The sequence below is a fragment of the Streptomyces hypolithicus genome (assembly GCF_052934925.1).
Window position 1 is genome coordinate 365592 of the sequence record NZ_CM128811.1, and the last position, 22608, is coordinate 388199.

The following is a 22608-nucleotide window of genomic DNA, read 5'->3' on the forward strand; positions in this document are numbered from 1 at the left end:
GTCAGTTCGGCCAGTAGCCGGTCGTCCGGTACACGACGGTCGCCCCGCCGCGTTCCACCGCCGCCCGGACCACCGCGAAGGTCGCACCCTCCAGCGCCGCCACCGGCAGGATCTCCCGCCAGCGCCGGGACCGGTCCATCGGCGCGGGCGCCTCCCGCTCGCCGGCGACGGTCTTCCACAGCCGGCGGAACGCCATGCCCGCGAGCATCCCGCCCGCCATGCCGAAGGCCATTCCGGCCGGCTTGTACAGGACCTTGCCTATCGCGGCCATGTCAGCGCCTCCTTCCGCGTCGCCGGGCAACGACCAGCAGGGCGACGGTTACGGCGCCCACCGCGACCAGGGGGCCCAGGTGGCGGCGCGCGGCGCCGGCCACCTGCGAGGCGGCCTGCAGCACAGGTTCGGGGGTGCGTGCCTGGACCTGCTGCGAGGTGCGGGTCGCGTTCTCCTGTACGCGGTCCTTGACCTCGGCGGCCTTGGCCTGCGTACGGCTCTTCACGTCGGCCTTGGCCGCGAGCTGCTCGACCGTTTCGCCGAGGCGCTCACGGGCCTGCTCGACGCGGAGGCGGGCGCCCTCGGTACCGTTCGCCGGGTCGTTCCCCTCGCCGTGCGCGGCCCCGCTCGGCGTCTCGTTCTGCGTCATCGTGATGCACTCTCCTTGATCGTCTGGATGTCGGTCTTGACGCTTCGGGCGGCCTCCTCGGGGGCCAGCGGCGTCGCGGCGCGCGTCTTGCTCCTGCCGAGCAGTGCGAGGACTGCGGCCACCGCGGTCAGTACGCCGGTCACGATCAGCCCGGCGGCCCATACGGGCAGGGCGACTGCCAGCGCGGCGAAGGCGGTGGCGACGAGCGCCTGCAGGGCGAGGAACGCCGTCAGGCCCACGCCTGTGAAGAGGCCGCCGCCCAGCCCCACCTTCTTGCCCTTCATCTTCATTTCGGTGCCGGCGAGCCGGAGTTCTTCCCGAACGAGCTCGGAAACCTGCTCGGACGCCCGCTTGACCAGTTCAGCTGCCGATGGATCGGCCGACTCCGGCAAGGTGGTTCGCCTCCGTGGGGAGTAGTCGCCACTGGCTCTCAGTGGACGCAGCTGCGGGTCTCCCCGTCGGCGGGACGTAAACCCGAAACCGGTTACGGCATGTTTGTCCTGCGCGCGACGGGTACTCGCGCCCATGGCCGATGCGACGACGCGACGCGACGACGCGAGTGAAGAGAGATGAGGCGGACAGCCATGGTCCATTTGGTGAGGGAAGTCATGACGGCGGGAATCGGAGCCGTACGACCCGACGCCTCGCTTGTGGAAGCGGCGCAGCTGATGCGCGCGCAGGACATCGGTGATGTGCTGGTGGCGCAGGACGACCAGCTGATCGGTGTGCTCACCGACCGGGACATCGCTCTGCGCGCGGTTGCCGACGGCGTGGACCCGCTGACGGTCAGCGCGCAGTCGGTGTGCACACCGGCCACGGTGTCCGTCGGCCCCGACGACGAGATCGCGACGGCGGTCGGCCTGATGCGTCAGCACGAGATCAGCCGGATCCCGGTGGTCCAGGACGGCCGGCTGCTGGGCCTGGTGAGCCTCGGCGACCTCGCCGCGGTCACGGGCTTCTGAGGGACGTTCACGCAGGAGCAGCACAGCACAGCACCACTATCTGAGGAGCAGCACATCATGCGCATCGCGTTTCTGGTGGCGCCGGAGGGCGTCGAGCAGGTCGAACTCACCGACCCCTGGCAGGCGGTGACCGACGCGGGCGACACCCCCCGGCTGGTCTCCACGAAGCGGGGCACCATCCAGGCGTTCCAGCACCTCGACAAGGGCGACACCTTCCCCGTGGACGACGTGGTCGGCGACGCGTCCCCCGGTGACTACGACGCCCTGGTCCTGCCCGGCGGCGTAGCGAACCCCGACTTCCTGCGCACCGACGAGAAGGCCGTGGCGTTCGTACGCGGCTTCTTCGAGGCGGGCAAGCCGGTCGCGGCGATCTGTCACGCGCCGTGGACCCTGATCGAGGCGGACGTGCTGAGCGGCAGGACCCTGACCTCCTGGCCCAGCCTGCGGACGGACATCCGCAACGCGGGAGCCACCTGGGTCGACGAGCAGGTGAAGGTGTGCGACTCGGCGCCCTCGAAGCTGATCACCAGCCGCAAGCCGGACGACCTCAAGGCGTTCTGCGACACCTTCACCGCCGAGTTCGCGGGTTCCGCCTAGGGGCTCCGCCGCCTTGCGATGCACCGCATCCGACGCCGCGGGCTGATCCGCCCCCTATCGCGCACCAGGCCGTAAGGGGGTGTCCGGTCGATCTCCGCGGCGTCGCGGGGCGTGGCACGCACGCCCCCAAGGCCTTAAGGGCCAGGGGGGACCCCCTCCGGCGTTGTCGTCGGTCGGCGACGCTCCGCGTCGCCTCCCTCCTCCGCCTTGCAGCTGCACGCACCGCGCCCCGCTCCTTCTCCCACGGAGACCGACCGGACACCCCGTCCTCATAGCGGAGCTATTAGGGCGTTTCGCCAACGCGGCGAGGTGCCGTAGCCCGCGTCGCGGGCCCGTCCCCTATCGCGCACCAGGCCGTTAGCCCTGAGGCGCCTCCTGGACCCGGCGCCCCAGCAGTGAGAGGAGCTTGGTCTGTACGTCGGCCGCGGCGGGCGGTTCCACCGGGGCGGCGAACAGGCCGCTCTTCTCCAGCTCGGCCGAGTACGGCCCCACCTCGCGCGCCGCGAAGTCCACCAGCTCCCGCGGCAGCCGTTCGTCCGCGCCGATCGCCCGCGACAGGTCCCAGGCGTGTACGACCGCGTCGCTCACCATCTGCGCGCAGTAGGCGGCGGCCTCGGTCTGCCCGTACGACAGGCGGACCGATCGCTCCAGTGCCCCGGCCCCGGCGAACGCGGCGCGGGCGCCCTCGGCCGCCCGGTCCCAGGCAGCGGCCGGGTCGTCGCCGAGTACGTCGCCGTCGATGTCGAACCCGAATCCGTCTTTGGCCTGCTCCATGGTGCGCCCGGCCACCAGCGGCGGCACCCACAGCTGTTCCACGGTGAGGTGGGTCACGAGATCACGCACCGACCACTCGGTGCAGGGTGTGGGCAGCTCCCACTGGTCCTGGCGTACGGCGTGCACGCGCTCGCCGAAGTAGGCGAGGGCCTCGTTCTGGCGCGCGAGGAGCGGGTTCATGCCTTCCGGCATCGTGTTCGTGGTGTTCATGGTGTTCATCGTTCACCTTCGGGTACGTGCGTGGGACATGTCGGACCTCCCGGCGCGCCGCTGGATTCGGGGGCCCCCGCGCCGGGTATCCGCGTGCCATGTCTTCACCGAATGCGCAAGACCGGCGTCGCACTCCCAAGCGGATCGCCGACTGGCTGTCCTCCCGCGACCGGGCGGTCTTCGACGGCGTCGCGACCCGGCACTGGCCCGGCGCGGACCGCGTCCTGCCGCGCCTGAGCCACGGGGCGAACCACGGCGTGCTGTGGTTCGGCACCGCCGCCGGCATCGCCGCGTTCAGCGGCAGCGCCAAAGCTCGCCGGGCCGCGGTGCGTGGGGTCGCCTCCCTGGCGCTGGCCTCCCTGACCGTCAACACCCTGGGCAAGCGCTCGGTACGCCGCGTCAGGCCGGTCCTGGACGCGGTGCCGCTGATCCGGCAGCTGAAGCGCCAGCCGATCACCACGTCGTTCCCCTCGGGCCACTCGGCGTCCGCGGCGGCGTTCGCGACGGGTGTCGCGCTGGAGTCCACTGGGTGGGGCGCCGTGGTGGCCCCGGTGGCGGCCTCGGTCGCCTTCTCCCGCATCTACACGGGCGCGCACTATCCGAGTGATGTTCTGGTCGGCGCGGCGCTCGGTGTCGGCGCCGCTTTCGCGGTGCGCGGGCTCGTACCGACGAGGGGGCAGATTCCCGCCCCCGGCCGCCCGCACACCGACGCGCCCAGGCTCCCCGGCGGCCAGGACCTGATCGTCGTCGTCAACAAACGGTCCGGTTCGGCGGCCGCCAAGGCCTCGCTGATCCGGGACGCGCTGCCGCGCGCCGAGATCGTCGAGTGCGAGCCCGAGGGGATGTCCGCCGCGCTGGAGAAGGCGGCGCAGCAGGGCCGGGCGCTCGGGGTCTGCGGCGGCGACGGCACGGTCAACCGCGCGGCAGTCGTCGCGGTCCGCCACAAGGTGCCGCTCGCCGTCTTTCCCGGCGGCACCCTCAACCACTTCGCGTACGACCTGGGCATCGAGGAGGTCCACGACACCGCGAGGGCCCTGGCAGCCGGGGACGCCGTCCGGGTGGATCTGGGCCGGTTCACACCGGGCCCCGGGGAGGACGGCGCGCCGGGGCACTTCATCAACACGTTCAGCCTGGGCGTCTATCCGGAGCTGGTACGGATCAGGGAACGCTGGGCCCCGCGCATCGGCGGCTGGCCGGCGGGCGTGCTGGGCGCCGCGGAGGTGCTGCGCGGCGAGCGGCCGCTGAAGGCGGACATCGGCGAGCACAAGCGGCGCACGCGGACCCTGTGGATGCTGTTCGCCGGGAACGGCATGTACCAGCGCATGAGCCTCACCCCCGGCCGGCGTTACGACATGGCCGACGGACGGCTCGACATCCGCGTGGTGCACGGTGGCCGGCTGCCCGGACTGCGGCTGCTGGCCGCCGCCCTCGCGGGTCCGCTGAGCCGCTCGCCCGTGCACGCGGCTCAGCGGATGCGCAAGGTGTGGATCTCCGGGCTGGCTCCGGGGACGCTGTTCGACGGTGAAGTGGCCAAGGCGCCTGCCGAGTTCGTCATCGACAAGGTCGACGAGGCGCTCACCGTCTACCGTCCGATGCCCCTCTGAGCAGCACCCCTCGCCGCGGCTTCACTCGCCCCTGGGCAGGAGCGGGCCCAGGGGCCCCAGGTCGATGTTGAGGTCCTCCAGTTCGAGGCCGAACCGAGTGCGCAGCACGTCCATCCGGTCCTCCAGCAGCATCAGGGTCATCCCGATCCGCTCTTCCTGGTCCTCGGTGAGGTCGCCGGCCTCCACTCGCCGCAGCGCCTGCCGCTCCATCAGCTGGCGCAGCAGTTCCACCACCGTCAGCACGAGCTTGACGAGGTCGCGCTCGACGGTGTCGGCGTCGAGTTCCACCCGGCGGCCGCCTTCGGTGCTGCTGTTCACCTGGGTGCTGTTCACCTGGGTGCTGTTCACAGGGCTGCTGTTCACGGGGTCTCCTCGTCGTCGAACGGCGACGGCACGTTCGCGTTGACGGAGCTGATCAGGGCTTTGAGGTCGATGCGCACGAGATCGACGTCGGCGATCCGCAGCGTCAGGTCGCCCGCGATCACGACGCCGCCGGCCAGCAGCCGGTCCAGCAGGTCCACGAGGGCGAGTTCGCGCCGGGCGAGGGGCTCGCTGTCGAAGGTGCCGAGTCCGTCAAGACCGCTGGGACCGCTGAGACCGCTGAAGGACGGTGTGTTCATCGCGCCGCCCCCCGCTCCCCCGCCTGGGGCGCCTGGGGCTTCGTCTGCGGCTCGGTCTGTCCGGCGAAGGAGTACGGGGCCCAGGGGCCGGTGATCTCGACCCGTATGCCCGCTTCCTTGGGCGCGAGCCGGCCGATCTCCGCCACGAACTCCTCGCCTCGCTCGCGCGGCACCAGATAGGCCGCGTTGAGGACGTTCTGGCCGGGCGACTCGGAGAGACGGGAATCCTGCGGGCGGTGCAGGGCGGTGGCCTCCGCGCGCCGGGAGAGTTCCCCGTGCAGGGCGCGCGACACGGCGTCGGCGCGCTCCCAGACGCTCTCGCGCGCCTGGCGCCTGTTGAGGCGCCGGCGCAGGTAGTCCCGCCCGGAGGCGGGGGCGGCCGCCCCCGCCTCGGTGTGAGGCGGGGGCGGTGCCTGCGCTGCCGCCGGCTCCGGTGCCGGCTCCGTGTCGACGTACACCTTCACGCCCCACTCGACCCGCCCCTCCAGCCGCTCCAGGGTCTCGACGAAGCGGTCGCGGCCAGCGTCGATCAGCTGGCGTACGCCGCTGTCGTCGACGCACACCGTGGCCAGCCGCAGCGGCACCGGGCAGGTCACCGTGGTGAGTGCGGCCACGACAGCCTCGTGGAGGCGGGCTGTGCCGGTGAGCCAGTCCAGGTCCTCCAGGTGCTCCTTGAGCGGAGCCTCGTCGAAGTCCCGGGCCGGCACCGGGCTGACCACAGCGACGAGGCCGTCGTGGTGCAGCAGCCGGGGCGGTTCGCCGTCGAGTCCCACGACGCCCTCGGGGAGGACACCGTCGAAGGGGCCGGTGACGGCGTACACGTAGCGCAGTTCATTCATGCCTGGTCGTCCTCGCGCTGTTTCCTGCCCTCTTCGAGGGCAGCGGGACCCGCCTCCAGATCGGCGATGCGGCGGTGCAACCGCTCGTTCTCCTCGGCGAGTTCACGGCGGCGGGCTCCGGAGGAGAGCGACGGGTCGTCCTCCCACCAGTCGATGCCCATTTCCTTCGCCTTGTCGATGGAGGTGACGATGAGGCGGAGCTTGATGGTGAGCAGTTCGATGTCAAGAAGGTTGATCTTGATATCGCCTGCGATGACGATTCCCTTGTCCAGCACGCGCTCAAGGATGTCGGCGAGGTTCGCGCCGCCTCCGTTGCCGTACGGGTCGGGAAGTCTGCTGGGCGTCGTCATCGGCGGCCACGGCTCGCGCTGTCGGCGTACTCACGCTCCTTGCGCGCGTCCGCGTCCTCCTCCGCGTCCTCGTCGGCCTCGGCCTCGGTCTCTTCCTGCTCTTCACCCTCGGCTTCGTCCTCGTACTCCGCGTCGTCGTCGGCCTCGTCGGCCTCGTCGGCCTCGTCGGCTTCGTCCTCGGCGGCGTACTCCTCGCCCTCGGGCTCCTCCTCGAGCTCTTCCTCGGACTCCAGTTCGTCCTGGTGCTCTTCGTCCTCCGCAGACTCCTCGTTCTCCGCCTGCTCCCGCTCTTCCTCCTCGGCGACCGCGTCCTCGTGACTGCGCACGACCTCGCCGTCCTGGATCTCCCCGCGCCAGCCGTCCTCGGCCTCGCCCTTCATGGAGATGTGCCGGGCGAAGTGCTTGAGGTCGAGGCGGGCACGCCGGCCCTGCGCGCGCCAGATGTTGCCGGTCTTCTCGAACAGCCCCTTGGGGTAGTACTCGATGACCAGCAGCACCCGGGTGAGGTTCTCGCCCAGCGAGTGGAAGGTGACGACACCCTTTGTGGTGCCCTTGGCGCCCTCGGAGGACCAGGAGATCCTCTGGTCGGGCACCTGCTCGGTGGTGTGCGCCTTCCAGCTGCGGTTGGACCAGAAGACCTTGAGCTTCCAGTCCGAGGTGGTGTCGTCCGCGGCGGTCGCGCTCTTGACGCCCTTCGCGAAAGTGGAGAAGTCCTGGTACTGCGTCCACTGGTCGTACGCGTCACGGACCGGCACGCCGACGTCGATGTGCTCCAGGATGACGACAGGCTTGTTGCCGCCGCCGCCCTTCTTCCGCTTGCCGCCGAGGCCCTTGAAGGCGTTCATGACGTTGTCCTTGACATGGGAGGCACCGACCTCGAGCGCCCCGCGTATCGGGCCCTTGCCCTCAGCCATCTTCTTGCCGCCATCCATGGCGAGTTTGGCGAAGCCGGGGCTGTTGCCGTCCGCGATGTCGTTGAGCTTCATGGTGCTCTCGCCGAGCTTGCGGCCGGCGCCGGTCAGCACGCGTGTGGCCTGCGCCGTCAGGTACGACTGGAGTTCTTCCTTCAGCCGCTGCGTCGCCTCGTTGTCCGAGCTGAGCAGGCTCTTCGGTCCCTTGGTGTCAGCCACGGTTCCGGCCTCCCTTGGCTGCGGCAGTCGTCTTCTTCGCCGCGGTCTTCTTCGCGGCGGTCTTCTTGGCCGGGGCCTTCTGCGCCGCGCCCGTGGCGGAACTCGCCGTCTTCTTGCGGCGCGGGCGCTCCTGGCGGTCCGACTGCTCGGCCCGCTGCGACTCCTCGCGGTCGTCATCGCGGTCGTCGGCCTCGTCTGCCTCCTCGGAGTCGTCGTCCGAAGAGTTCCGCCGGCCGGAGACCTTGCCGGACACCTTGTCGGGGACCGCGCCCGAGAGCTGGTCCTTCACGCCGAGTGTCCGGTCGTGCAGCCGGTCCGCGACCGCGTTGATCTGCCGGGTCAGCAGCGCACCCGTCGCGGCCTTGCCGACTCCGCGCATGTCGTTACGCAGCTGGTCGCCTATCTCCTTGAACTGCGGATTGTTCTGCAGCTGCGAGGAGGCGAAATCCGCTATCGCACGCGGGCTCAACTGAAGTTTCTTGCCCATCACCATGGTGCCTACGGCGAAGGCGAACTTCGCCTTCTTCGTCCGTCCGAGCAGATATCCCGCGCCAAGCGCGAGGCCCATGGTCACCCTGTTGTTCATGTCTGCGGATTCCTCTCCAGCCGGTCGAGGAGTTCGTCCTCGCGGCGGTCGAATTCGGCCTCGTCGATCTCCCCCGCCTCAAGCCTGCGCTCAAGTTGGGCGAGTTCACGCTGAATGGCCGAGGGGTCGTAGTACTGGCGCTCCGCCTCCGTGACCACCTGTCGCAGCACCCAGTTGGTGCCGCGGACCGGGGCCAGCGGGAGAAGCAGCAGTTCTCCCAGGAGTCCCATGCGCCGCTCACTCCACGAAGCTGTAAGGGGGCAGCGGGCCGTTGACCTGGAGCACGAGGTGGGGGTGCTCCTTACGCAGGGCGTCCACCGCCTCCACGAAGCCGGCCGTGCGGTCGCGCCCCACGAGGAAGGAGACGTTGGCGAGCCAGCCGCTGCTCTCCGGCCCGGGGCTGACGGCTCCTGCCGCTCCCTCCAGGGCCCGGCGCACCAGCTCGCCGTCGCGCTGCTCACGCTCCTGCACGGCGGCCACGACACGCTCGCCGAGCTGTAGCTTCTGCTCGTACGAACCGCCGCCCGCGGCCCTGTTGGCCTCGTTCATGGCCCGCAGCTCGGGGTGGTCGGCCAGCACCTGGTGCAGCACGGCCTCCTCGTCGTGCGAAGCCTTGACGTTGTACTCGACCTGCCCGTCGAGCGCTTCGAGCCGCTCAAGGTAGTGCGTCTCTTGTTCGGCGAGCACCGCCCGTACCGAATCGTCGTCGGCCGACAGGCTCCCGAAGCGCATCGGCAGTACGGCGCCTTCGGCGCTGGCCTCCGTCAGGACCGTCTGGTGCGCGAGGAGGTCGCGGCGCTTGGGCCGCAGATCCTCCGGGGCCTCGCTCACCAGGGCGGTGAGCTTGCCGGTGCGCAGAGCACGGACGGCCATCGGCGGGTTTCCCACACCGACGGTGTGCTCGGGAGGCTCGGGGTGGTCGGCGCGGGCTATGCCGTAGATGTAGGTACTCACTCCTGCTCCTCCTTGGTGCGGCGGGACGGGGCGCGTCGTGCGCGCGGCTTCGACTCGGACTGCTCCGACTGTCCGTCACCACTGCGGGCCGACTGGAACGCGTCCGATATGGTCTCGGCCGCGCCCGACAGCGCACCCTTGGACTTGCCACGGGCGCCGGACTCGGTCACCTCGCCGACGATCTCGGGAAGGCCGGGGCTCTTCTTGGATCCCGCTTCGAGGTCGAGGCGGTTGCACGCCTCGGCGAAGCGCAGATACGTGTCGACGCTGGCGACCACGATCCGGATGTCGATCTTGAGGATCTCAACCCTGACCATTCAGCGGAATTGCCCGGCCTGACGGCCGGGTAGCAGAAAAGGTGTCCTGACCTGCGAGGATGCGACTGTCGAGGAAGCATCGGTTGCAAGAATCAGGACACCTTTCTGGTGAGCGGGCGTACAGGGTGGGACCGGGGCCTGGTCGTGGGGGCTGACGGGAAGGGGCTGGTCGGGCATGCCGGGGTGGTGCTGCTGCGGCGGCTGGCGGACCGGTCGGGGCTGACGGAGGCGCTGGCTGGGGTGTTCCCGGTGGGCGGGCCGGGGTGGCGGGATCGGGCGGTGGTGTTCGTCCAGCTGGCGATATCGATCGCGCTGGGCGCCCGGAGCGTGGCGGAGGCCGAACAACTCGCCCTGCATCACGAGCGGATGACCGGCCCGGGCGTCTCGGACTCCACTGTGTACCGCACCCTGGACCTGTGCGATGCCGACCGGCTCGCGGCGATCGCCCGCGCCCGGGCACGGGTCCGCCGGATGGTGTGGTCGTGGCTGGCCCTGCGGCCCGGCGGCTTCCCTTGGCTCACCGTCGCCGGAAAACGCCTGCACAACTGGGTGATCGTGGATATGGACGCCACGATCATCACGGCTGCCTCGAAGAAGGAGCGGGCGCGGGCGACCTGGAAGAAGACTTTCGGGTTCCATCCGCTGGCCGCCTGGTGCGCGAACACGTCCGAGTGCCTGGCGATGCTGTTGCGGCCGGGCAACGCCGGCAGCAACACGGTCGCCGACCACCTCACGGTCCTGGCCGACGCGCTCGCCCAGATCCCTGGCTCCTCGGCCGCGAAACTCCTGATCCGCGTCGACGGCGCCGGCGCCACACACGGCCTGCATGAGCACCTCATCGGCTTGAACACCCGTCGGCGCACGGTCCGTTTCACCACCGGCTGGACCATCACCGACCTCGACGAGCAGGCCATCGCCCGCCTGCCCGAGACGGCCTGGGAGGTCTCCCTGAACCAGGACGGCACCCTCCAGGAGGACTACGGGGTCGCGGAGTTGAGCGGCCTGAGCGCACGCGAGGGCTGGGACAAGGGACTGAGGCTGATCGCCCGCCGGGTCAAGCCCTCCAGCCGCCACCTCGCGAACCTGACCGACTTCGAGAAGAAGACCGGCTTCAAGTACTCGATCATCGCCACCAACATCCGCAAGATGACCCGGATCCCCGGCTCCCACCAGGCACAGTGGCTGGACGCTCTGCACCGGCACCACGCCGTCGTCGAGGACCGGGTCCGCACGAACAAAGCGATGGGGCTGCACAACCTGCCCTCGAAATCCTTCACCACGAACCAGGGCTGGATGCTCGCCGCGAACCTCGCCGCCGACCTCGACGCCTGGCTCCGCCTCCTCGCCCTGCACGACCAGGACGGCCTGGCCGACGCCGAACCCGACACCATGCGGTTTCGGATCTACCACCTGCCCGCCCGTCTCGCCGCCCATGCCCGCCGCCGGCACCTCCGCCTCGCCCCCGACTGGCCCTGGGCAGAAGCGTTCGTCCTGGCCTGGCAGCGCCTGACTGGCCTGACCACCGTCACCTGACGAACAGACCCGCCCCGACGAAGACCAGGAAGGAGAGCCCCGCACCACCCCGGGACCGTGGAACCCGGCGCAGCCGCAGCGACACGCGAAGACCCTGACCGCGAACAGCGGGGACAAACGGGGCGAAGTGATCACCCTACGAGGCAACGATCACCGCGGAAGGATCGAGGTCAATGCCGATTACGGAGACTCGCACGAAAGCGTCAATGACGAGCCCCCGGTCGAGAATGAGTTCCAGGACGTCGTAGAGGCCGCTGGTTCCGCCGCCGCCTTGCTGTGCCGGGACTACTGTCATGCCGACCGGGTCTCCTTCGGTTTGATGTCTGTGAACTCGATATCTGTGAGCTCGATACCTATGACTCGATTCCTATGAACGGTCCGCTCCTTTGAACGGTCCGTTCCTATGAACGGTCCGACCTGCCACGCTCGTAGCGACGAACCCGCTTGTAACCGGTGAGGCCCCCCTGGGAGTCGAGGGTGACTTCGTACGACGCGAGCAGACTCATCGTGTCGGGGACGCGCTCAAGTTCGAGCACCTCGACGGACAACGTCCAGCCGCCGTCCTGCGCACGCTCGAAAGACGAGACCGACTCCGCGACCATGCCGGTGAGTTCCGCCAGTTGTGCCCGCGCATTGCGCAGCACTTCCATGGGGCCCGGCACCTTCTCCTCGTCGCTCTGCTTGTCGCTCTGCGAACTTGGCTTCTTTTCAGATGTGTTCTCTGCCATGGCGGCCTCCGACTTCTGGTACCCACAGCGCCGGATCCAAACGTCCCCACACTGCGGCTTTGTCTCGACTTCGCCTCACGTACCCGCGCACGACGACATCAACGGCGCAGCAGTGTGAGGAATCGGACGCCGGCGCCCCGGGCCCCCGCCGCCGGTGAGCGCAGAACCCGCAGGAACGCACCGAGCCGGCACACCGCTCCCCGCACGGCAGGGAGGGCGTCCCCGTGCGGGTCCAGGTCGAAGACCAGCCGGTCCGGGCCGTCGATGCGGCCGGACAGCGATGGGTGCCGCCCCGGGCCCGCGGCGCCGGGCGGCACCCATCTGATCCGAGTCACCTCGTGGTCAGAGCATGACGACCTTGTCGGCCAGCAGCTTCACCGCCGCGGCGATCGAGTCCGCGTCGATGCCCGACGCGCTCAACTGCTCCCGGTCGGTGGCCGAGCCCGGCATGTTGCCCACCGCGAGCCGCACGAGGCGCGGCGACGGCCGGCCGTCGGAGAACGCCTCGGCGACCGCGTCGCCGAGACCGCCCTGCGGGTGGTGGTCCTCCACCGTCACCAGGCACCCGGTGAGCTCCGCCGCGGTCTGCAGCGCCGCCTCGTCGACGGGTTTGACCGAGTACAGGTCGACGACCCGCACCGGTACACCTTCCTGCGCCAGCATGTCCGCCGCGCGCAGCGCCTCGTGGACGGTCTGTCCGGCGGCGAGCAGGGTCACCTTGTCGTCGTCGCTGGACCGCAGCAGCTTGCTGCCGCCGACGGGGAACTGTTCGTCGGGACCGTAGATGACAGGCATCGCGGCCCGGCTGGTGCGCAGGTAGCGCACGCCCCGGCTGTGCGCCTCGCCCTCCGCCATCCCCGCGACGAGCTTCGCCGTCTGGTTGGCGTCGCACGGGTACAACACGGTGCTGCCGTGCACGGCGCGGAAGAGTGCCAGGTCCTCGAGGCCCATCTGGGAGGGCCCGTCCTCACCGATGGCCACTCCGGCGTGCGATCCGACGAGGTTGATGCCGGCCCTGCTGACGGCCGCCATCCGCACGAAGTCGTACGCGCGGGTCAGGAAGGCCGCGAACGACGAGACGTACGGCACCCAGCCGCGTGTCTGCATCCCCACCGCCGCGGCGACCATCTGCTGCTCGGCGATGTAGCACTCGAAGAACCGGTCCGGGTGCTCCTTGGCGAAGAACTGGGCCCGCGTCGAGTCGCTCACCTCACCGTCGAGCGCCACGATGTCGCCGCGTGCGGAGCCGAGCGCGGCGAGCGCCTCGCCATAGGCGTTACGGGTGGCCACCTCGTCGCCGCCCTGTTCGTAGCGAGGCAGCGTCACATCGCCCCGGGAGATGTGCGGGGCGCGCGCGGAGTGCGGCTTCTTCACCTCCAACTGGACGAACCGGGGCCCGCCCAGCTCCTCGATCGCGCCCTCGGCGTCCTCGAGCGGCTTGCCGTGCTTGCCCTCCTGGTCCTCCACGGCGGCCACCCCACGCCCCTTGCGGGTGCCCGCGATGACGGCGGTGGGCCGGCCGGTGGTGGAACAGGCCTCGCTGAAGGCCGCGTCGACGGCTTCCACGTCGTGTCCGTCGACCTCGACGGTGTGCCAGCCGAAGCCGCGCAGCCTGCGGGTGTACGCCGACAGGTCCCGCCCGTGGCGGGTGGGGCCGCGCTGGCCGAGCCGGTTGACGTCGATGACCAGCGTGAGGTTGTCGAGGTGCTGGTCGGCGGCGTGTTCGACGGCCTCCCACACCGATCCCTCGGCCATCTCGCTGTCACCGCTGATGACCCACACGCGGTACGGGCTGTGGTCGAGGTGCTTGCCTGCGAGCGCCATGCCGACCCCGACGGGCAGGCCCTGCCCGAGCGAGCCGGTGGCCACGTCCACCCAGGGAAGCCGGGGCGTCGGGTGGCCTTCGAGGCGGCTACCGCTGCGCCGGAAAGTGAGCAGTTCCTCCTCGTCGATGGCCCCGGCCGCCTTGTACATGGCGTACAGCAGCGGCGACGCGTGCCCCTTGGAGAGGATCAGGTGGTCGTTGCCGGGGTGGCCGGGCTCGTCGAAGTCGTAGCGCAGATGTCCGCCGAGGAGTACGGCGGCCAGGTCGGCCGCCGACATCGACGAGGTGGGGTGGCCCGATCCGGCGGCGTCGGCGGCGCGCACGGCGTCCACCCTCAGCTGCTGGGCGAGCTGGATGAGCTGGTCACTGTCCATGGTCACTGGTCACTCCTCATAGGGCCGACCGGGCGAGCGCCGGGAAGCCCGGCCAGCTCCGGCGACGAGGTGTCAAGGGGAACCGACCCGGACCGCACGAGGCCCAACTGCACTGCCTGGCGCGGGAGTACGGCGTCCAGCACCCAGTCGGCGGCGACCCGCACGCGGTTCCCCGGCATCGCCGCGAGATGGTATCCGCGGGTGACGGCGCCCGCGACCGGGCCCGACAGCGGTACACCCAGCGGATTGGCGGCGGCCTTGACGCCGCCGAGATCCACGAGGAAACCCAGGTCGTGATGGCGGTACGTCTGCCGCTCGCCGTGTCCCAGCGACGCGGCGACATTGCGGCCGGCGACCTTTCCCTGCCGGGCGGCGTGCTGCGCCGTCATCGGCGTGAACTCGCCCGGCCGGGTCAGGTCGGGCACGGCCGCGGCGTCTCCGCAGGCGAACACCTCGGGGTGGCCGGGCACGTTGAGTTCGGGTTCGACGAGCAGGCGCCCGCGTTCGACGGGCAGGCCGACCTCGGATACCAGCGGGTCGGGGCGTACGCCGACGCACCAGATCAGCGTCCGGGTGCCGACGAACTCGCCGTCGTCCAGCAGGACACCGTCGGGGCCGGCCTCCTTGACGGACGTTCCCATCCGTACGTCGACTCCGCGCTCGCGCAGCACCTTGTCGGCGGTGTGCGACAGGCGCCGGTCGAGTTCGGGCAGGACGCGGTCGGCGATGTCGAGCAGCAGCCAGCGCGGCCGACGCGGCCTGCGCCCCGGCTCCCGCCAGTCGTGCTGCTTGCGGGCCAGGGCGTCCGTGAACATCTGGCCCTGGGCGGCGAGCTCGGTGCCGGTGTAGCCGGCACCCACGACGACGAAGGTGCGGCGCGCGGCACACTCGTCGGGGTCGTCGGCGGCGGCGGCCAGTTCGATCTGGCGGGTCACGTGGTCACGCAGGTAGAGGGCCTCGGGCAGGCCGCGGAAGCCGTGGGCGTACTCCGAGACGCCTGGGATCGGCAGCAGCTTGTTGACGCTGCCGACGGCGAGCACGAGCCGGTCGTACTCCAGTTGGCCCGTGTCGCCCTCGGGGCCGGTGTAGTGCACGGTCCGCGCAGCCAGGTCGACCCGGTCGGCCTCGCCCAGGACGAGCCGCACGCGCGGCAGTGTCCCGGGCAGTGACACGGTCACCCGGCGGGGTTCGAGAATGCCGGCGGCGACCTGCGGCAGGAGGGGGAGATAGAGGAAATAGTCGGTGGGGTTGAGAAGGACGATCTCGGCCTTGTCCCTGAGCTGCCGGGAGAGGGTCCTGGCGGCCTGATGACCGGCGAATCCAGCTCCGACGATCACAATGCGGGGACGCTGACGGGTCACTGCGTTCACCTCGTACGCACGGTGGCGGTGGACGAACCCTCCCCGTGCCCGCCTGACGGGTGCCCAAACACGGCACCGCACGCAGACCGGGTCAGGACGGGCGCCCGGGCACCTCGCCCGCGGTGGGGGGCGTGGGCGGCACCGGCGGGACTCCGAGGGGCACGTCGCCGCCCGGCGGGGTCGCCACAGGTGCGGCGGGCGTGCCCTGTCCGGCGCCGGACATGCCTTGTCCGGCGCCGGACAGGGCGGCAGGCGCAGCACTGCCGGTCCCGGGCCGGGCGGCCTGCTTGAGTACGACCGCCAGCCCCGCCAGCAGGATGCCGGCGACGAGGGCGGCCGCCCAGGCGGGAAGGGCGAGGTGCAGCACCAGCACCAGGAAAGCGGTGAAGGCCGCGCCCGCGTACAGCGCCGCAGCCGAGGCACCCGCGTACAGGCGCGCGGGGCGGCGCTGCTTCGCGGTCTGTGCGCGCAGTTCGTCCTTGAGGGTGTCGCGGACGACCTGGGCAATCTGTTCGGACGGGTTCGCTTCCATGGGGTTCATGGGGCCGCGCGTACCCGGGCCGCCCGGCGGTAGTCGCGCCGAGCATCCGTCGTCCGTATCGTGAGATGTCGATCTCACATTTCGGCACAGCGGCGTACCGTGGGCGGCACCACTTCGGGAGAAGGAGTACGGCCGTGCCGGAAGAGACCGCTGTCTACACCCATGGGCACCACGAGTCGGTGCTGCGCTCGCACAGCTGGCGGACCGCCGCCAACTCGGCGGCCTACCTCCTGGCCGAGCTGCGGCCGGGTCTGGACGTGCTGGACGTGGGCTGCGGACCCGGCACGATCACGGCGGACCTGGCGGCCCTCGTCGCACCCGGCCGGGTGACCGGCGTGGACGCGGCGCAGGACGTGCTCGGCCGTGGACGCGATGCGGTGGCCGAACGCGGCCTGGGGAACGTGGAGTTCGCCGTCGCGGACGTACACGCGCTGGACTTCCCCGACGACTCCTTCGATGTCGTCCACGCCCACCAGGTGCTCCAGCACGTGGGCGATCCGGTCGCCGCCCTGCGGGAAATGCGCCGCGTGTGCCGCCCTGGCGGCGTCGTCGCGGCGCGCGACAGCGACTACGCGGCGATGACGTGGTTTCCCGAGGTGCCGCTCCTGGACGCGTGGCAGCGGCTGTACGGCCGGGTGGCCCGTGCCAGCGGCGGCGAGCCGGACGCCGCCCGCCGGCTCCTGTCCTGGGCGCGGAGCGCGGGCTTCACCGACGTACGTGCCTCGGCCACGGCCTGGTGCTTCGCGACGCCGGCCGAGCGGGCGTGGTGGAGCGGGCTGTGGGCGGACCGCACGACGGCGTCCGGCTACGCCGAACTGGCGGTGTCCGGGGGCCACACCACACCGGACCAGCTGGCGGCGCTCGCCGGGGCGTGGCGGGAGTGGGGCACGCACGACGACGCGTGGTTCATGGTCCCGCACGGCGAGATCCTGTGCCGGGCCTGAGGGAACCGGTCGCGGCAGCCGCAAGCGGGTCGGCGTCGAACAGGTCATCGCCGTACAGAGCCTGAACCCAGTTGGCCTGGTAGACGGTGTCGAGATAACGCTCGCCGAGGTCCGGGGCGATGGCCACCGCGGTGAGTCCGCGGGTGTCGTGCCCGGCCAGCCAGCCCATGGCGCCGCTGACCACTGTGCCGGTGGAGCCGCCGAAGAGGAAGCCGCGTCGGGCCAGCCGACGGCAGGCGCGGATGGTGTCCGCCTCCTCGACGCTGACCGCTTCGTCCACGAAGGACTCGTCGAGGAGCGGTGGACGGACGCTCATGCCCAGGCCCGGGATCATGCGTCGGCCCGGAGCGCCGCCGAAGGCGACGGAGCCGACGCTGTCCACCGCGACGATCCGCACCGGCCGGTGCCAGGTCCGGAAGTAGCGTGCACACCCCATCAGGGTACCGGTGGTGCCCGCACCGACGAAAAGCACATCCAGTCGCGGGAACGACCGCGCTATCGCCGGCGCCGTCCTGCGGTAGTGCGCCCTCCAGTTGGCCGGATTGGTGTACTGGCTGAGCCACACACACCGGTCGTCGCGGGCGCACAGGCGCTGGACGTACTCGATGCGGGCGCTGAGGAAGCCGCCGTTGGTCTCCTGCCCGGACACGATGTGCACCTGGCTGCCCAGTGCCTCCATCATCAGCCTGGTCGACAGATTGCAGCGGGAGTCCGTCACGCACAGAAACCGGTAGCCCTTGCTCGCCGCGATCATGCTCAGCGCAACACCGAGGTTTCCGGACGAGGACTCGACCAGAATCGAATCCGGGGTCAGGGATCCGTCCCGCTCGGCGGATTCCACCATCTCGGTCGCGGCCTTGAGCTTGATGGAGCCGGCGAAGTTGAAGCCTTCACATTTCAGAAACAGCGATTCCTCGAAGATCGATTCGAGGTCGACGTAGAGCTCTTCCTCGTTGAAATCGTGGGGACCAGATATGACTGGCACGATGGGCTCCTTTCAGCCGTACCGGCGCAGTTCGTGGAAGAAGTTGTCGACGGTCCGCAGCTCGCCGGAGCGGGCCACCTCGTCGTAGACGTACTTGCCGACGGCCAGGTCGAGCACGCCGAGGCCGAAGGGTGAGAACACAGCGGGCCGGTCCGCCGGCACCGTCACCCGCCCCGCCATCACATCGTCGAGCGTGCCGTGCAGGAACTCGCGGTTGCCGGTGAGCTGCTCGGTCAGATGCGGCGAGGTGGCAGCCCTGAGACAGTGCTCGATGTCGTCGACGATGTTGGTCGAGGCGAGCAGGATCCGCGGCGCGAGGTCACGCAGCGACACATGCAGCACCACCGGGTTGTGCGCGAACAAAGACGGGTCGTCAACGTGCGGTTGACCGGCGACGGTGGCGAAGACCACCAGGTCGCTGTAGCGGATCAACTCCTCGGCGCTGCCCCGCACCGTGATCCGGCCGGCGGTGCCCGACTGCTCCAGATACATGCGGAAGCCGGCCACGCTGCCGGCGGACAGGTCGTACACGCCGATCTCGTCGAACGACCAGCCGGAGCCTTCCAGAAAGGTGTGTATGTAGCGGGCGATCAGCCCCGTCCCGAAGAACCCGACGCGCAGCGGCCCCGGCCGGCCCCGGCTCAGCCAGTCGGCGGCCGAGGCGGCTGACGCAGCCGTTCTGCTGGCGCTGATGATGGAGCTCTCCAGGCAGGCGAACGGATAGCCCGTGACAGGGTCGTTGAGGATCAGCACGGCCGAGGCCCTGGGGATATCGGACGCCACGTTCTCCGGGAAGCTGGAGATCCACTTCAGCCCGTCCACCCCCGCCTCGCCGCCGATCGAGGCGGGCAGCGCGATGATCCGGGAGGAGCGGCGGTCGGGGAACCGGAGGAAGGAGGACGGCGGATTCACCGTCTCACCGGCGCCGTGCAGCCGGTACGTCGCCTCGACCACCTCCACGAGCTGCTTCTCGCGTCCCTGGAGGGCGCGCTGGACCTGGGCTCCTGAGATCACCGCGAACGGTGGCACGGTGAGTTGCGTCGTCATGGCTGACTCCTTCGGGGTGGAACGGACAGTGGAAGGGCCGCGGGGCATGGACAGCGGCACGGAACCCGTGGCCCGCACGAAGGTCATGGGATGGCCGCCTCGATGGTGGGCGAGCACGCGTCCAGGCGCGTCGGATCGGCCATCGCCACGACCACGTCCCGCGGCCCCTCGAAGGGCTCCCTGCTGTGCGCGGTGCGGATGTTGTCGACGAGCAGCAGGTCACCGGCCTGCCACGGACACCGTGCGGTATGGGCCTCGTAGACCTTGTTGAGCAGCTGAACGACGTCCTCGGCGATGGGGGTCCCGTCCCCGTAGCGCGTGTTGAACGGCAGGCCGTCGGCGCCGTACTCGTCGATCAGGTACTCCCGTATCTCCGGGGCCAGCGTCCACTCGTTGAGGAACGCGATCTGGTTGAACCAGCAGCGCCGCCCGCTGACCGGGTGCCGCACCACGGCGCTGCGGCGCTGACTGGTGCGCAGGCCGCCGTCGGGTTGCCACGCGAACTCGATCGCGTTGGCGCGGCAGTAACTCTCGACGGCGTCCTGGCCCCGCGCGCCGAACGCCTCGGCCGAGGAGGCGCCGATCTCGTCGTTGTAACTGCGGGTGAGCAGCCAGCCCTCCCGCTCGAACCGCTCGGTCAGCTCGGTCGGCAGCGCGTCGAGTACGACCGTCGCATCGGCCACCCCGGTGGCCCCGCCCTCGGTGGGCGCGTCGAGACACGCGAACAGCATCAGGCCGGGGAACTCAAGCGTGTAGCTCAGTTCGTGATGCATGCACATCTGCTGGTTCGGCGGCCACTTCGTCGAGGAGTGGACGCCAGCGGAGTAGGTCTGCCGGGGCGCGAAGGCTTCCCTCTCGGTCACCGGGGTGCCGGCCAGTCCCTGAAGGACCGCGCCGACTTCGGAGGCGTCGCGCAGGCCCAGACCGCGGACCAGGACCGCGCCGTACTCGGTGACCGCGGCGCGCAGCGCGTCCCGCTGCCCTGCGACCCAGCGCGCCGCGTCGGGGGTGGTCCCGACCCGCAGCATCACCGGGGCGCCGGGGGGTGACTCCAGGTCGGGCAGTGAAGTCGCGGTGGGGGTGAAAGCGGAAGACATCTCGTTCTCCTCTCAGTTGCTGCTCAGGGACTCAATGGCTGCTCAGGGACGGAGCCGTCCCTGGGGGCGGGCGGGGTTCAGCGCGGCTGTCGATCAGGGCGGCCAGGTCGGCCAGGACGGGGTGACGGGTGAGGTCCTTGAGGGAGACCTCACGGTCCAGAGTGATCGCGACCCTTACGGCCGACAGTGAGGTGCCACCGCGGTCGAAGAAGTGGTCCCGTCGGCCGATCCTGTCCTGGGGGATGCCGAGCACGCCGGCCCAAGCGGCGGCCAGGCGCTGTTCGGTCGCCGTGCCCGGCGGGTCGCAGCCTTCCTCGGCCGGGTCGAGTTCGCCGGCGAGTGCGGTCAGTGCCTTCCTGTCCACCTTGCCGTTGGCGGTCAGTGGCAGGCTGTCCCGCCAGTGGAAGTCGGAGGGGACCATGTACTCGGGCAGGGACTCACTGAGCCGGCTCCGCAGGCCACCGGCCTCCAGCGGGCAGCCGGCGGAGTAGAAGGCGACCAGGCGCCGGCCGCGTCCCGGCTGTTCGGCGACCACCACAGCGGCGTCGCGGACACCGGGCATCCGCAGCAGGGTGTTCTCGATCTCGCCCATCTCGATCCTGAATCCACGGATCTTGACCTGGGTGTCCCGGCGGCCGAGGAACTCCAGCTTGCCGTCCGGCTGCCAACGGCCGTAGTCGCCGCCCCGGTACAGCCGCCGCCCGGCGCAGTGCGGATCCGCCATGAAGGCCAGCCGGGTGCGCTCGGGATCGTTGACATACCCCCGGCCGACGCAGATCCCCGAGAAGACGATCGCACCGGGGGCGCCGAGCGGCACCGGTGACAGACGCTCGTCGACGACGTACACCCGCACGTTGTTGACGGGGCGGCCGAGCGGGACCCGTTCGGTGTCCGGCACCCGGTCGAGGATCTCGTGGTTGGTGTCGTCGGAGGTCTCGGTCAGCCCGTACGCGTTGACCAGCCTGATCGCGGGCTGGGCCGTGAACCAGCGCTGGACGAGCTCCTTCTTCAGCGCCTCGCCGGTTATCGACACGCACCGCAGGTCCGGCAGCTCGCGAGGGTGGCGCTCCAGAAAGGACAGGACGACGTCGAGGTACGAGGGCACCAACTGGAGCACGCCCACCCTGCCGTCGACGATCGTGTCGACGAACCGCCGGACATCCAGGATCGCCTCCTGGCCGACCAGGAGGGTCCGCCCGCCGGTCATGAGCGGGGAGAGCAGTTGCCACAGCGAGATGTCGAAGCACTGCGGTGCGGTCTGGGCGACCACCTGTCCCTCGTCGATTCCCAGGTCGTCGATCTTGGCGAAGAGGTGGTTGAGCATCCCCGCGTGCTCGCACATCGCTCCCTTCGGCGCGCCGGTGGAGCCGGAGGTGAAGTAGATGTAGGCGAGGTCGTCCGGGGCCGCACCGACGCACGGGTCGGCGTCGTCGGCTTCGCCCTGGTCGCGCTCAAGGACCGCGTCGGTGAAGAGCGTCCGTACGCCGGGCAACGAGTCCAGGGCCTTGCCGAGGCTGGCGGCGCTGCCGGGTTCGGCCAGTACCAGCCCGCACGAGGCCCGGGAGAGCATGGTGGCGATACGGTCGGCCGGGAAATGCGGCTCGACGGGCATGTACACCCCACCGGCCTTGAAAACGGCGAGGACCGCGGCCACCCATTCCAAACTGCGACCGGCGACCACGGCGACGACCCCTTGCCGGTGCAGTCCCCCCGCCAGCAGGGAGTGCGCCAGCCGGTTCGCGCGGACGTTGAGCTCCCGGTACGACCACCGCCGCTCGCCCTGGACGGCCGCGATCGTGTCCGGGTGGGCACGCACCCGCTGCTCGAACAGCTCGTGGAAGCGGCGGTCCGGCAGTTCCCGGCGCGGCCCGGCGAGCCCTTCGAGCTGGAGGCGGAGTTCGGCGGCGGACAGCAGGCTCTGCCGGTCGTGTGCGGCATCCGGATCGGCTGCCATCAACTCGAGGGCGGTGACGTGATAGCCGGCGATTCTGGCGGCGGAGTCCGCATCGAGCACGTCGGTCCGGTACCGCAGCCGCAGCGCGTGCCGGCCGTCGTGGCACGCGAACGCCACCCGCAGCACGGCGCCTTCGGACGGACGGTGGTCCTCTGCCGGACCGCCGCCGCCGGTCGGATCGAGCACGCTCTCGTACGGCGGTCCGGCCCGGCCCAGCTCCGCGCCGAGATCACCGTCCGGAAGGTCCCGGTGCGCCAGCAGCTCGGACTCGGCCTCCCGCGCGTGCAGCAGCAGCGACCGCCATGACCCCGGCGCGGCCGTCAGCCGGCAGGGCAACGGCCCGCCGCCCGCGACGGCGACGTAGCCCGTGATGACCGTGGCCTCACCGGACAGCGCGGCGAGCACCTTGGCGTGCGCCGCCAGCAGCACCGCGCCACCGGACACCCCCGACTCCGCCGCCAGCCGGTCCAACGCCGCCACGAGGTCACCGGAGATCGCCGTCTCGTGCCCCGCGGCGCCCGCCACCGGGGCACGGGTCCAGCGCGGCAGCGCGGTGAACCCGCCGGCGGCGAGCACATCGCGCCAGTAAGTCACGGCGGTGTCCGCTGGTGCGGTGTCTGCTGGTGTGGGCATCG

26 protein-coding genes and 2 pseudogenes are annotated in these 22608 nt (G+C 70.7%); 5 read left to right on the forward strand and 23 right to left on the reverse strand.

Annotated elements, in window-relative coordinates; all coding sequences use genetic code 11:
* Position 1: 1 nt before the first annotated feature.
* Genes ACU6WZ_RS01830 through ACU6WZ_RS01840 form a run of 3 tightly spaced genes read right to left on the reverse strand, consistent with a single transcriptional unit; the run spans position 2 to position 1033 of the window.
* Positions 2-271: a DUF4235 domain-containing protein gene (locus tag ACU6WZ_RS01830; protein ID WP_447031345.1), complete on the reverse strand. Its 270-nt coding sequence runs from the start codon at positions 269-271 to the stop codon at positions 2-4.
* Between the two features lies 1 nt (position 272).
* Positions 273-641: a DUF3618 domain-containing protein gene (locus ACU6WZ_RS01835; RefSeq protein WP_447031346.1), complete on the reverse strand. Its 369-nt coding sequence runs from the start codon at positions 639-641 to the stop codon at positions 273-275.
* Positions 638-1033, reverse strand: a complete 396-nt coding sequence (locus ACU6WZ_RS01840; RefSeq protein WP_447031347.1) for a phage holin family protein — start codon at positions 1031-1033, stop codon at positions 638-640. The genes ACU6WZ_RS01835 and ACU6WZ_RS01840 overlap by 4 nt, the downstream gene beginning before the upstream one ends.
* A gap of 192 nt (positions 1034-1225) precedes the next feature.
* On the opposite strand from ACU6WZ_RS01840, the gene ACU6WZ_RS01845 reads away from it, so the two are divergent.
* Positions 1226-1603 (forward strand): CBS domain-containing protein, encoded by a 378-nt coding sequence (locus ACU6WZ_RS01845; RefSeq protein WP_447031348.1) that lies wholly within the window; start codon positions 1226-1228, stop codon positions 1601-1603.
* A gap of 57 nt (positions 1604-1660) precedes the next feature.
* Complete coding sequence (locus ACU6WZ_RS01850; protein WP_447031349.1) at positions 1661-2200, forward strand: type 1 glutamine amidotransferase domain-containing protein; 540 nt, start codon at positions 1661-1663, stop codon at positions 2198-2200.
* Between the two features lie 357 nt (positions 2201-2557).
* Here the strand turns inward: ACU6WZ_RS01850 and ACU6WZ_RS01855 are convergent, their stop codons facing one another.
* Positions 2558-3184, reverse strand: coding sequence for a TIGR03086 family metal-binding protein (locus tag ACU6WZ_RS01855; protein ID WP_447031350.1), 627 nt, complete (start codon positions 3182-3184; stop codon positions 2558-2560).
* A 98-nt stretch (positions 3185-3282) separates the two neighbouring features.
* Here ACU6WZ_RS01855 and ACU6WZ_RS01860 point away from each other — a divergent pair, with 98 nt between their 5' ends.
* Positions 3283-4788 carry a bifunctional phosphatase PAP2/diacylglycerol kinase family protein gene (locus tag ACU6WZ_RS01860; RefSeq protein WP_447031351.1) on the forward strand — a complete coding sequence of 502 codons (1506 nt, stop codon included), beginning with the start codon at positions 3283-3285 and terminating at the stop codon, positions 4786-4788.
* Positions 4789-4809: 21 nt separating this feature from the next.
* Here the strand turns inward: ACU6WZ_RS01860 and ACU6WZ_RS01865 are convergent, their stop codons facing one another.
* The 9 genes and pseudogenes from ACU6WZ_RS01865 to ACU6WZ_RS01905 all read right to left on the reverse strand — a co-directional run.
* Positions 4810-5106, reverse strand: coding sequence for a gas vesicle protein K (locus ACU6WZ_RS01865; protein ID WP_447033804.1), 297 nt, complete (start codon positions 5104-5106; stop codon positions 4810-4812).
* Positions 5107-5147: 41 nt separating this feature from the next.
* Positions 5148-5408 (reverse strand): gas vesicle protein, encoded by a 261-nt coding sequence (locus tag ACU6WZ_RS01870; RefSeq protein ID WP_447031352.1) that lies wholly within the window; start codon positions 5406-5408, stop codon positions 5148-5150.
* Positions 5405-6247 (reverse strand): GvpL/GvpF family gas vesicle protein, encoded by an 843-nt coding sequence (locus ACU6WZ_RS01875; RefSeq protein ID WP_447031353.1) that lies wholly within the window; start codon positions 6245-6247, stop codon positions 5405-5407. Before ACU6WZ_RS01875 ends, ACU6WZ_RS01870 begins: the two co-directional genes overlap by 4 nt.
* Positions 6244-6597, reverse strand: a complete 354-nt coding sequence (locus ACU6WZ_RS01880; protein ID WP_447031354.1) for a gas vesicle protein — start codon at positions 6595-6597, stop codon at positions 6244-6246. Before ACU6WZ_RS01880 ends, ACU6WZ_RS01875 begins: the two co-directional genes overlap by 4 nt.
* Complete coding sequence (locus ACU6WZ_RS01885; protein WP_447031355.1) at positions 6594-7727, reverse strand: SRPBCC family protein; 1134 nt, start codon at positions 7725-7727, stop codon at positions 6594-6596. Before ACU6WZ_RS01885 ends, ACU6WZ_RS01880 begins: the two co-directional genes overlap by 4 nt.
* Positions 7720-8313 carry a DNA primase gene (locus ACU6WZ_RS01890; protein WP_447031356.1) on the reverse strand — a complete coding sequence of 198 codons (594 nt, stop codon included), beginning with the start codon at positions 8311-8313 and terminating at the stop codon, positions 7720-7722. Before ACU6WZ_RS01890 ends, ACU6WZ_RS01885 begins: the two co-directional genes overlap by 8 nt.
* A complete protein-coding gene (locus tag ACU6WZ_RS01895; protein ID WP_447031357.1) occupies positions 8310-8543 on the reverse strand; it encodes a gas vesicle protein GvpG in 234 nt (77 codons plus the stop codon). Before ACU6WZ_RS01895 ends, ACU6WZ_RS01890 begins: the two co-directional genes overlap by 4 nt.
* 7 nt (positions 8544-8550) lie before the next feature.
* Positions 8551-9267 (reverse strand): GvpL/GvpF family gas vesicle protein, encoded by a 717-nt coding sequence (locus ACU6WZ_RS01900; protein ID WP_447031359.1) that lies wholly within the window; start codon positions 9265-9267, stop codon positions 8551-8553.
* Positions 9264-9584 (reverse strand): annotated as a pseudogene (locus tag ACU6WZ_RS01905) (gas vesicle synthesis-like protein); the annotation flags it as partial. The pseudogene ACU6WZ_RS01905 and the gene ACU6WZ_RS01900, both read right to left, overlap by 4 nt.
* Before the next feature lie 108 nt (positions 9585-9692).
* On the opposite strand from ACU6WZ_RS01905, the gene ACU6WZ_RS01910 reads away from it, so the two are divergent.
* Positions 9693-11117, forward strand: coding sequence for an IS1380 family transposase (locus ACU6WZ_RS01910; RefSeq protein WP_447031360.1), 1425 nt, complete (start codon positions 9693-9695; stop codon positions 11115-11117).
* Between the two features lie 166 nt (positions 11118-11283).
* On the opposite strand, the pseudogene gvpJ reads toward ACU6WZ_RS01910, so the two are convergent.
* The 6 genes and pseudogenes from gvpJ to ACU6WZ_RS01940 form a co-directional block, all read right to left on the reverse strand.
* Positions 11284-11412 (reverse strand): annotated as a pseudogene (gvpJ, locus tag ACU6WZ_RS01915) (gas vesicle protein GvpJ); the annotation flags it as partial.
* Positions 11413-11518: 106 nt separating this feature from the next.
* The gene (locus ACU6WZ_RS01920) at positions 11519-11845 is read right to left on the reverse strand and encodes a gas vesicle protein GvpO (RefSeq protein WP_447031361.1); all 327 of its coding nucleotides are present in this window, start codon (positions 11843-11845) and stop codon (positions 11519-11521) included.
* Between the two features lie 98 nt (positions 11846-11943).
* Positions 11944-12180 (reverse strand): bifunctional DNA primase/polymerase, encoded by a 237-nt coding sequence (locus ACU6WZ_RS01925; RefSeq protein ID WP_447031362.1) that lies wholly within the window; start codon positions 12178-12180, stop codon positions 11944-11946.
* A gap of 7 nt (positions 12181-12187) precedes the next feature.
* Positions 12188-14044 carry a transketolase gene (locus ACU6WZ_RS01930; protein ID WP_447033806.1) on the reverse strand — a complete coding sequence of 619 codons (1857 nt, stop codon included), beginning with the start codon at positions 14042-14044 and terminating at the stop codon, positions 12188-12190.
* Positions 14045-14046: 2 nt separating this feature from the next.
* The gene (locus tag ACU6WZ_RS01935; RefSeq protein WP_447031363.1) at positions 14047-15405 is read right to left on the reverse strand and encodes an NAD(P)/FAD-dependent oxidoreductase; all 1359 of its coding nucleotides are present in this window, start codon (positions 15403-15405) and stop codon (positions 14047-14049) included.
* A 91-nt stretch (positions 15406-15496) separates the two neighbouring features.
* Complete coding sequence (locus ACU6WZ_RS01940) at positions 15497-15946, reverse strand: phage holin family protein (protein ID WP_447031364.1); 450 nt, start codon at positions 15944-15946, stop codon at positions 15497-15499.
* 134 nt (positions 15947-16080) lie between these two features.
* On the opposite strand from ACU6WZ_RS01940, the gene ACU6WZ_RS01945 reads away from it, so the two are divergent.
* Positions 16081-16890, forward strand: a complete 810-nt coding sequence (locus tag ACU6WZ_RS01945; protein WP_447031365.1) for a class I SAM-dependent methyltransferase — start codon at positions 16081-16083, stop codon at positions 16888-16890.
* Here the strand turns inward: ACU6WZ_RS01945 and sbnA are convergent.
* From sbnA to ACU6WZ_RS01965, 4 genes are all read right to left on the reverse strand, one after another.
* Positions 16853-17875 carry a 2,3-diaminopropionate biosynthesis protein SbnA gene (sbnA, locus tag ACU6WZ_RS01950; RefSeq protein WP_447031366.1) on the reverse strand — a complete coding sequence of 341 codons (1023 nt, stop codon included), beginning with the start codon at positions 17873-17875 and terminating at the stop codon, positions 16853-16855. The two genes, ACU6WZ_RS01945 and sbnA, sit on opposite strands and share 38 nt — an antisense overlap.
* 12 nt (positions 17876-17887) lie before the next feature.
* Positions 17888-18922, reverse strand: coding sequence for a 2,3-diaminopropionate biosynthesis protein SbnB (sbnB, locus tag ACU6WZ_RS01955; RefSeq protein ID WP_447031367.1), 1035 nt, complete (start codon positions 18920-18922; stop codon positions 17888-17890).
* 83 nt (positions 18923-19005) lie between these two features.
* Positions 19006-20019, reverse strand: coding sequence for a TauD/TfdA family dioxygenase (locus ACU6WZ_RS01960; RefSeq protein ID WP_447031368.1), 1014 nt, complete (start codon positions 20017-20019; stop codon positions 19006-19008).
* A 31-nt stretch (positions 20020-20050) separates the two neighbouring features.
* On the reverse strand, positions 20051-22606 hold the full coding sequence (locus ACU6WZ_RS01965) for a non-ribosomal peptide synthetase (protein ID WP_447031369.1): 2556 nt from the start codon (positions 22604-22606) through the stop codon (positions 20051-20053).
* Positions 22607-22608: the final 2 nt, after the last annotated feature.

Bases quoted from the DNA above. Each gene is read 5' to 3' on its own strand.
- ACU6WZ_RS01895 (WP_447031357.1), bottom strand. From the start codon at position 8,543: ATGGGACTCCTGGGAGAACTGCTGCTTCTCCCGCTGGCCCCGGTCCGC.
- ACU6WZ_RS01960 (WP_447031368.1), bottom strand. From the start codon at position 20,019: ATGTCTTCCGCTTTCACCCCCACCGCGACTTCACTGCCCGACCTGGAG.
- ACU6WZ_RS01940 (WP_447031364.1), bottom strand. From the start codon at position 15,946: ATGAACCCCATGGAAGCGAACCCGTCCGAACAGATTGCCCAGGTCGTC.
- ACU6WZ_RS01830 (WP_447031345.1), bottom strand. From the start codon at position 271: ATGGCCGCGATAGGCAAGGTCCTGTACAAGCCGGCCGGAATGGCCTTC.
- ACU6WZ_RS01920 (WP_447031361.1), bottom strand. From the start codon at position 11,845: ATGGCAGAGAACACATCTGAAAAGAAGCCAAGTTCGCAGAGCGACAAG.
- ACU6WZ_RS01835 (WP_447031346.1), bottom strand. From the start codon at position 641: ATGACGCAGAACGAGACGCCGAGCGGGGCCGCGCACGGCGAGGGGAAC.
- ACU6WZ_RS01965 (WP_447031369.1), bottom strand. From the start codon at position 22,606: ATGCCCACACCAGCAGACACCGCACCAGCGGACACCGCCGTGACTTAC.
- ACU6WZ_RS01855 (WP_447031350.1), bottom strand. From the start codon at position 3,184: ATGAACACCACGAACACGATGCCGGAAGGCATGAACCCGCTCCTCGCG.
- ACU6WZ_RS01850 (WP_447031349.1), top strand. From the start codon at position 1,661: ATGCGCATCGCGTTTCTGGTGGCGCCGGAGGGCGTCGAGCAGGTCGAA.
- ACU6WZ_RS01870 (WP_447031352.1), bottom strand. From the start codon at position 5,408: ATGAACACACCGTCCTTCAGCGGTCTCAGCGGTCCCAGCGGTCTTGAC.
- ACU6WZ_RS01930 (WP_447033806.1), bottom strand. From the start codon at position 14,044: ATGGACAGTGACCAGCTCATCCAGCTCGCCCAGCAGCTGAGGGTGGAC.
- ACU6WZ_RS01845 (WP_447031348.1), top strand. From the start codon at position 1,226: ATGGTCCATTTGGTGAGGGAAGTCATGACGGCGGGAATCGGAGCCGTA.
- ACU6WZ_RS01875 (WP_447031353.1), bottom strand. From the start codon at position 6,247: ATGAATGAACTGCGCTACGTGTACGCCGTCACCGGCCCCTTCGACGGT.
- ACU6WZ_RS01860 (WP_447031351.1), top strand. From the start codon at position 3,283: ATGTCTTCACCGAATGCGCAAGACCGGCGTCGCACTCCCAAGCGGATC.
- sbnB (WP_447031367.1), bottom strand. From the start codon at position 18,922: ATGACGACGCAACTCACCGTGCCACCGTTCGCGGTGATCTCAGGAGCC.
- ACU6WZ_RS01880 (WP_447031354.1), bottom strand. From the start codon at position 6,597: ATGACGACGCCCAGCAGACTTCCCGACCCGTACGGCAACGGAGGCGGC.
- ACU6WZ_RS01890 (WP_447031356.1), bottom strand. From the start codon at position 8,313: ATGAACAACAGGGTGACCATGGGCCTCGCGCTTGGCGCGGGATATCTG.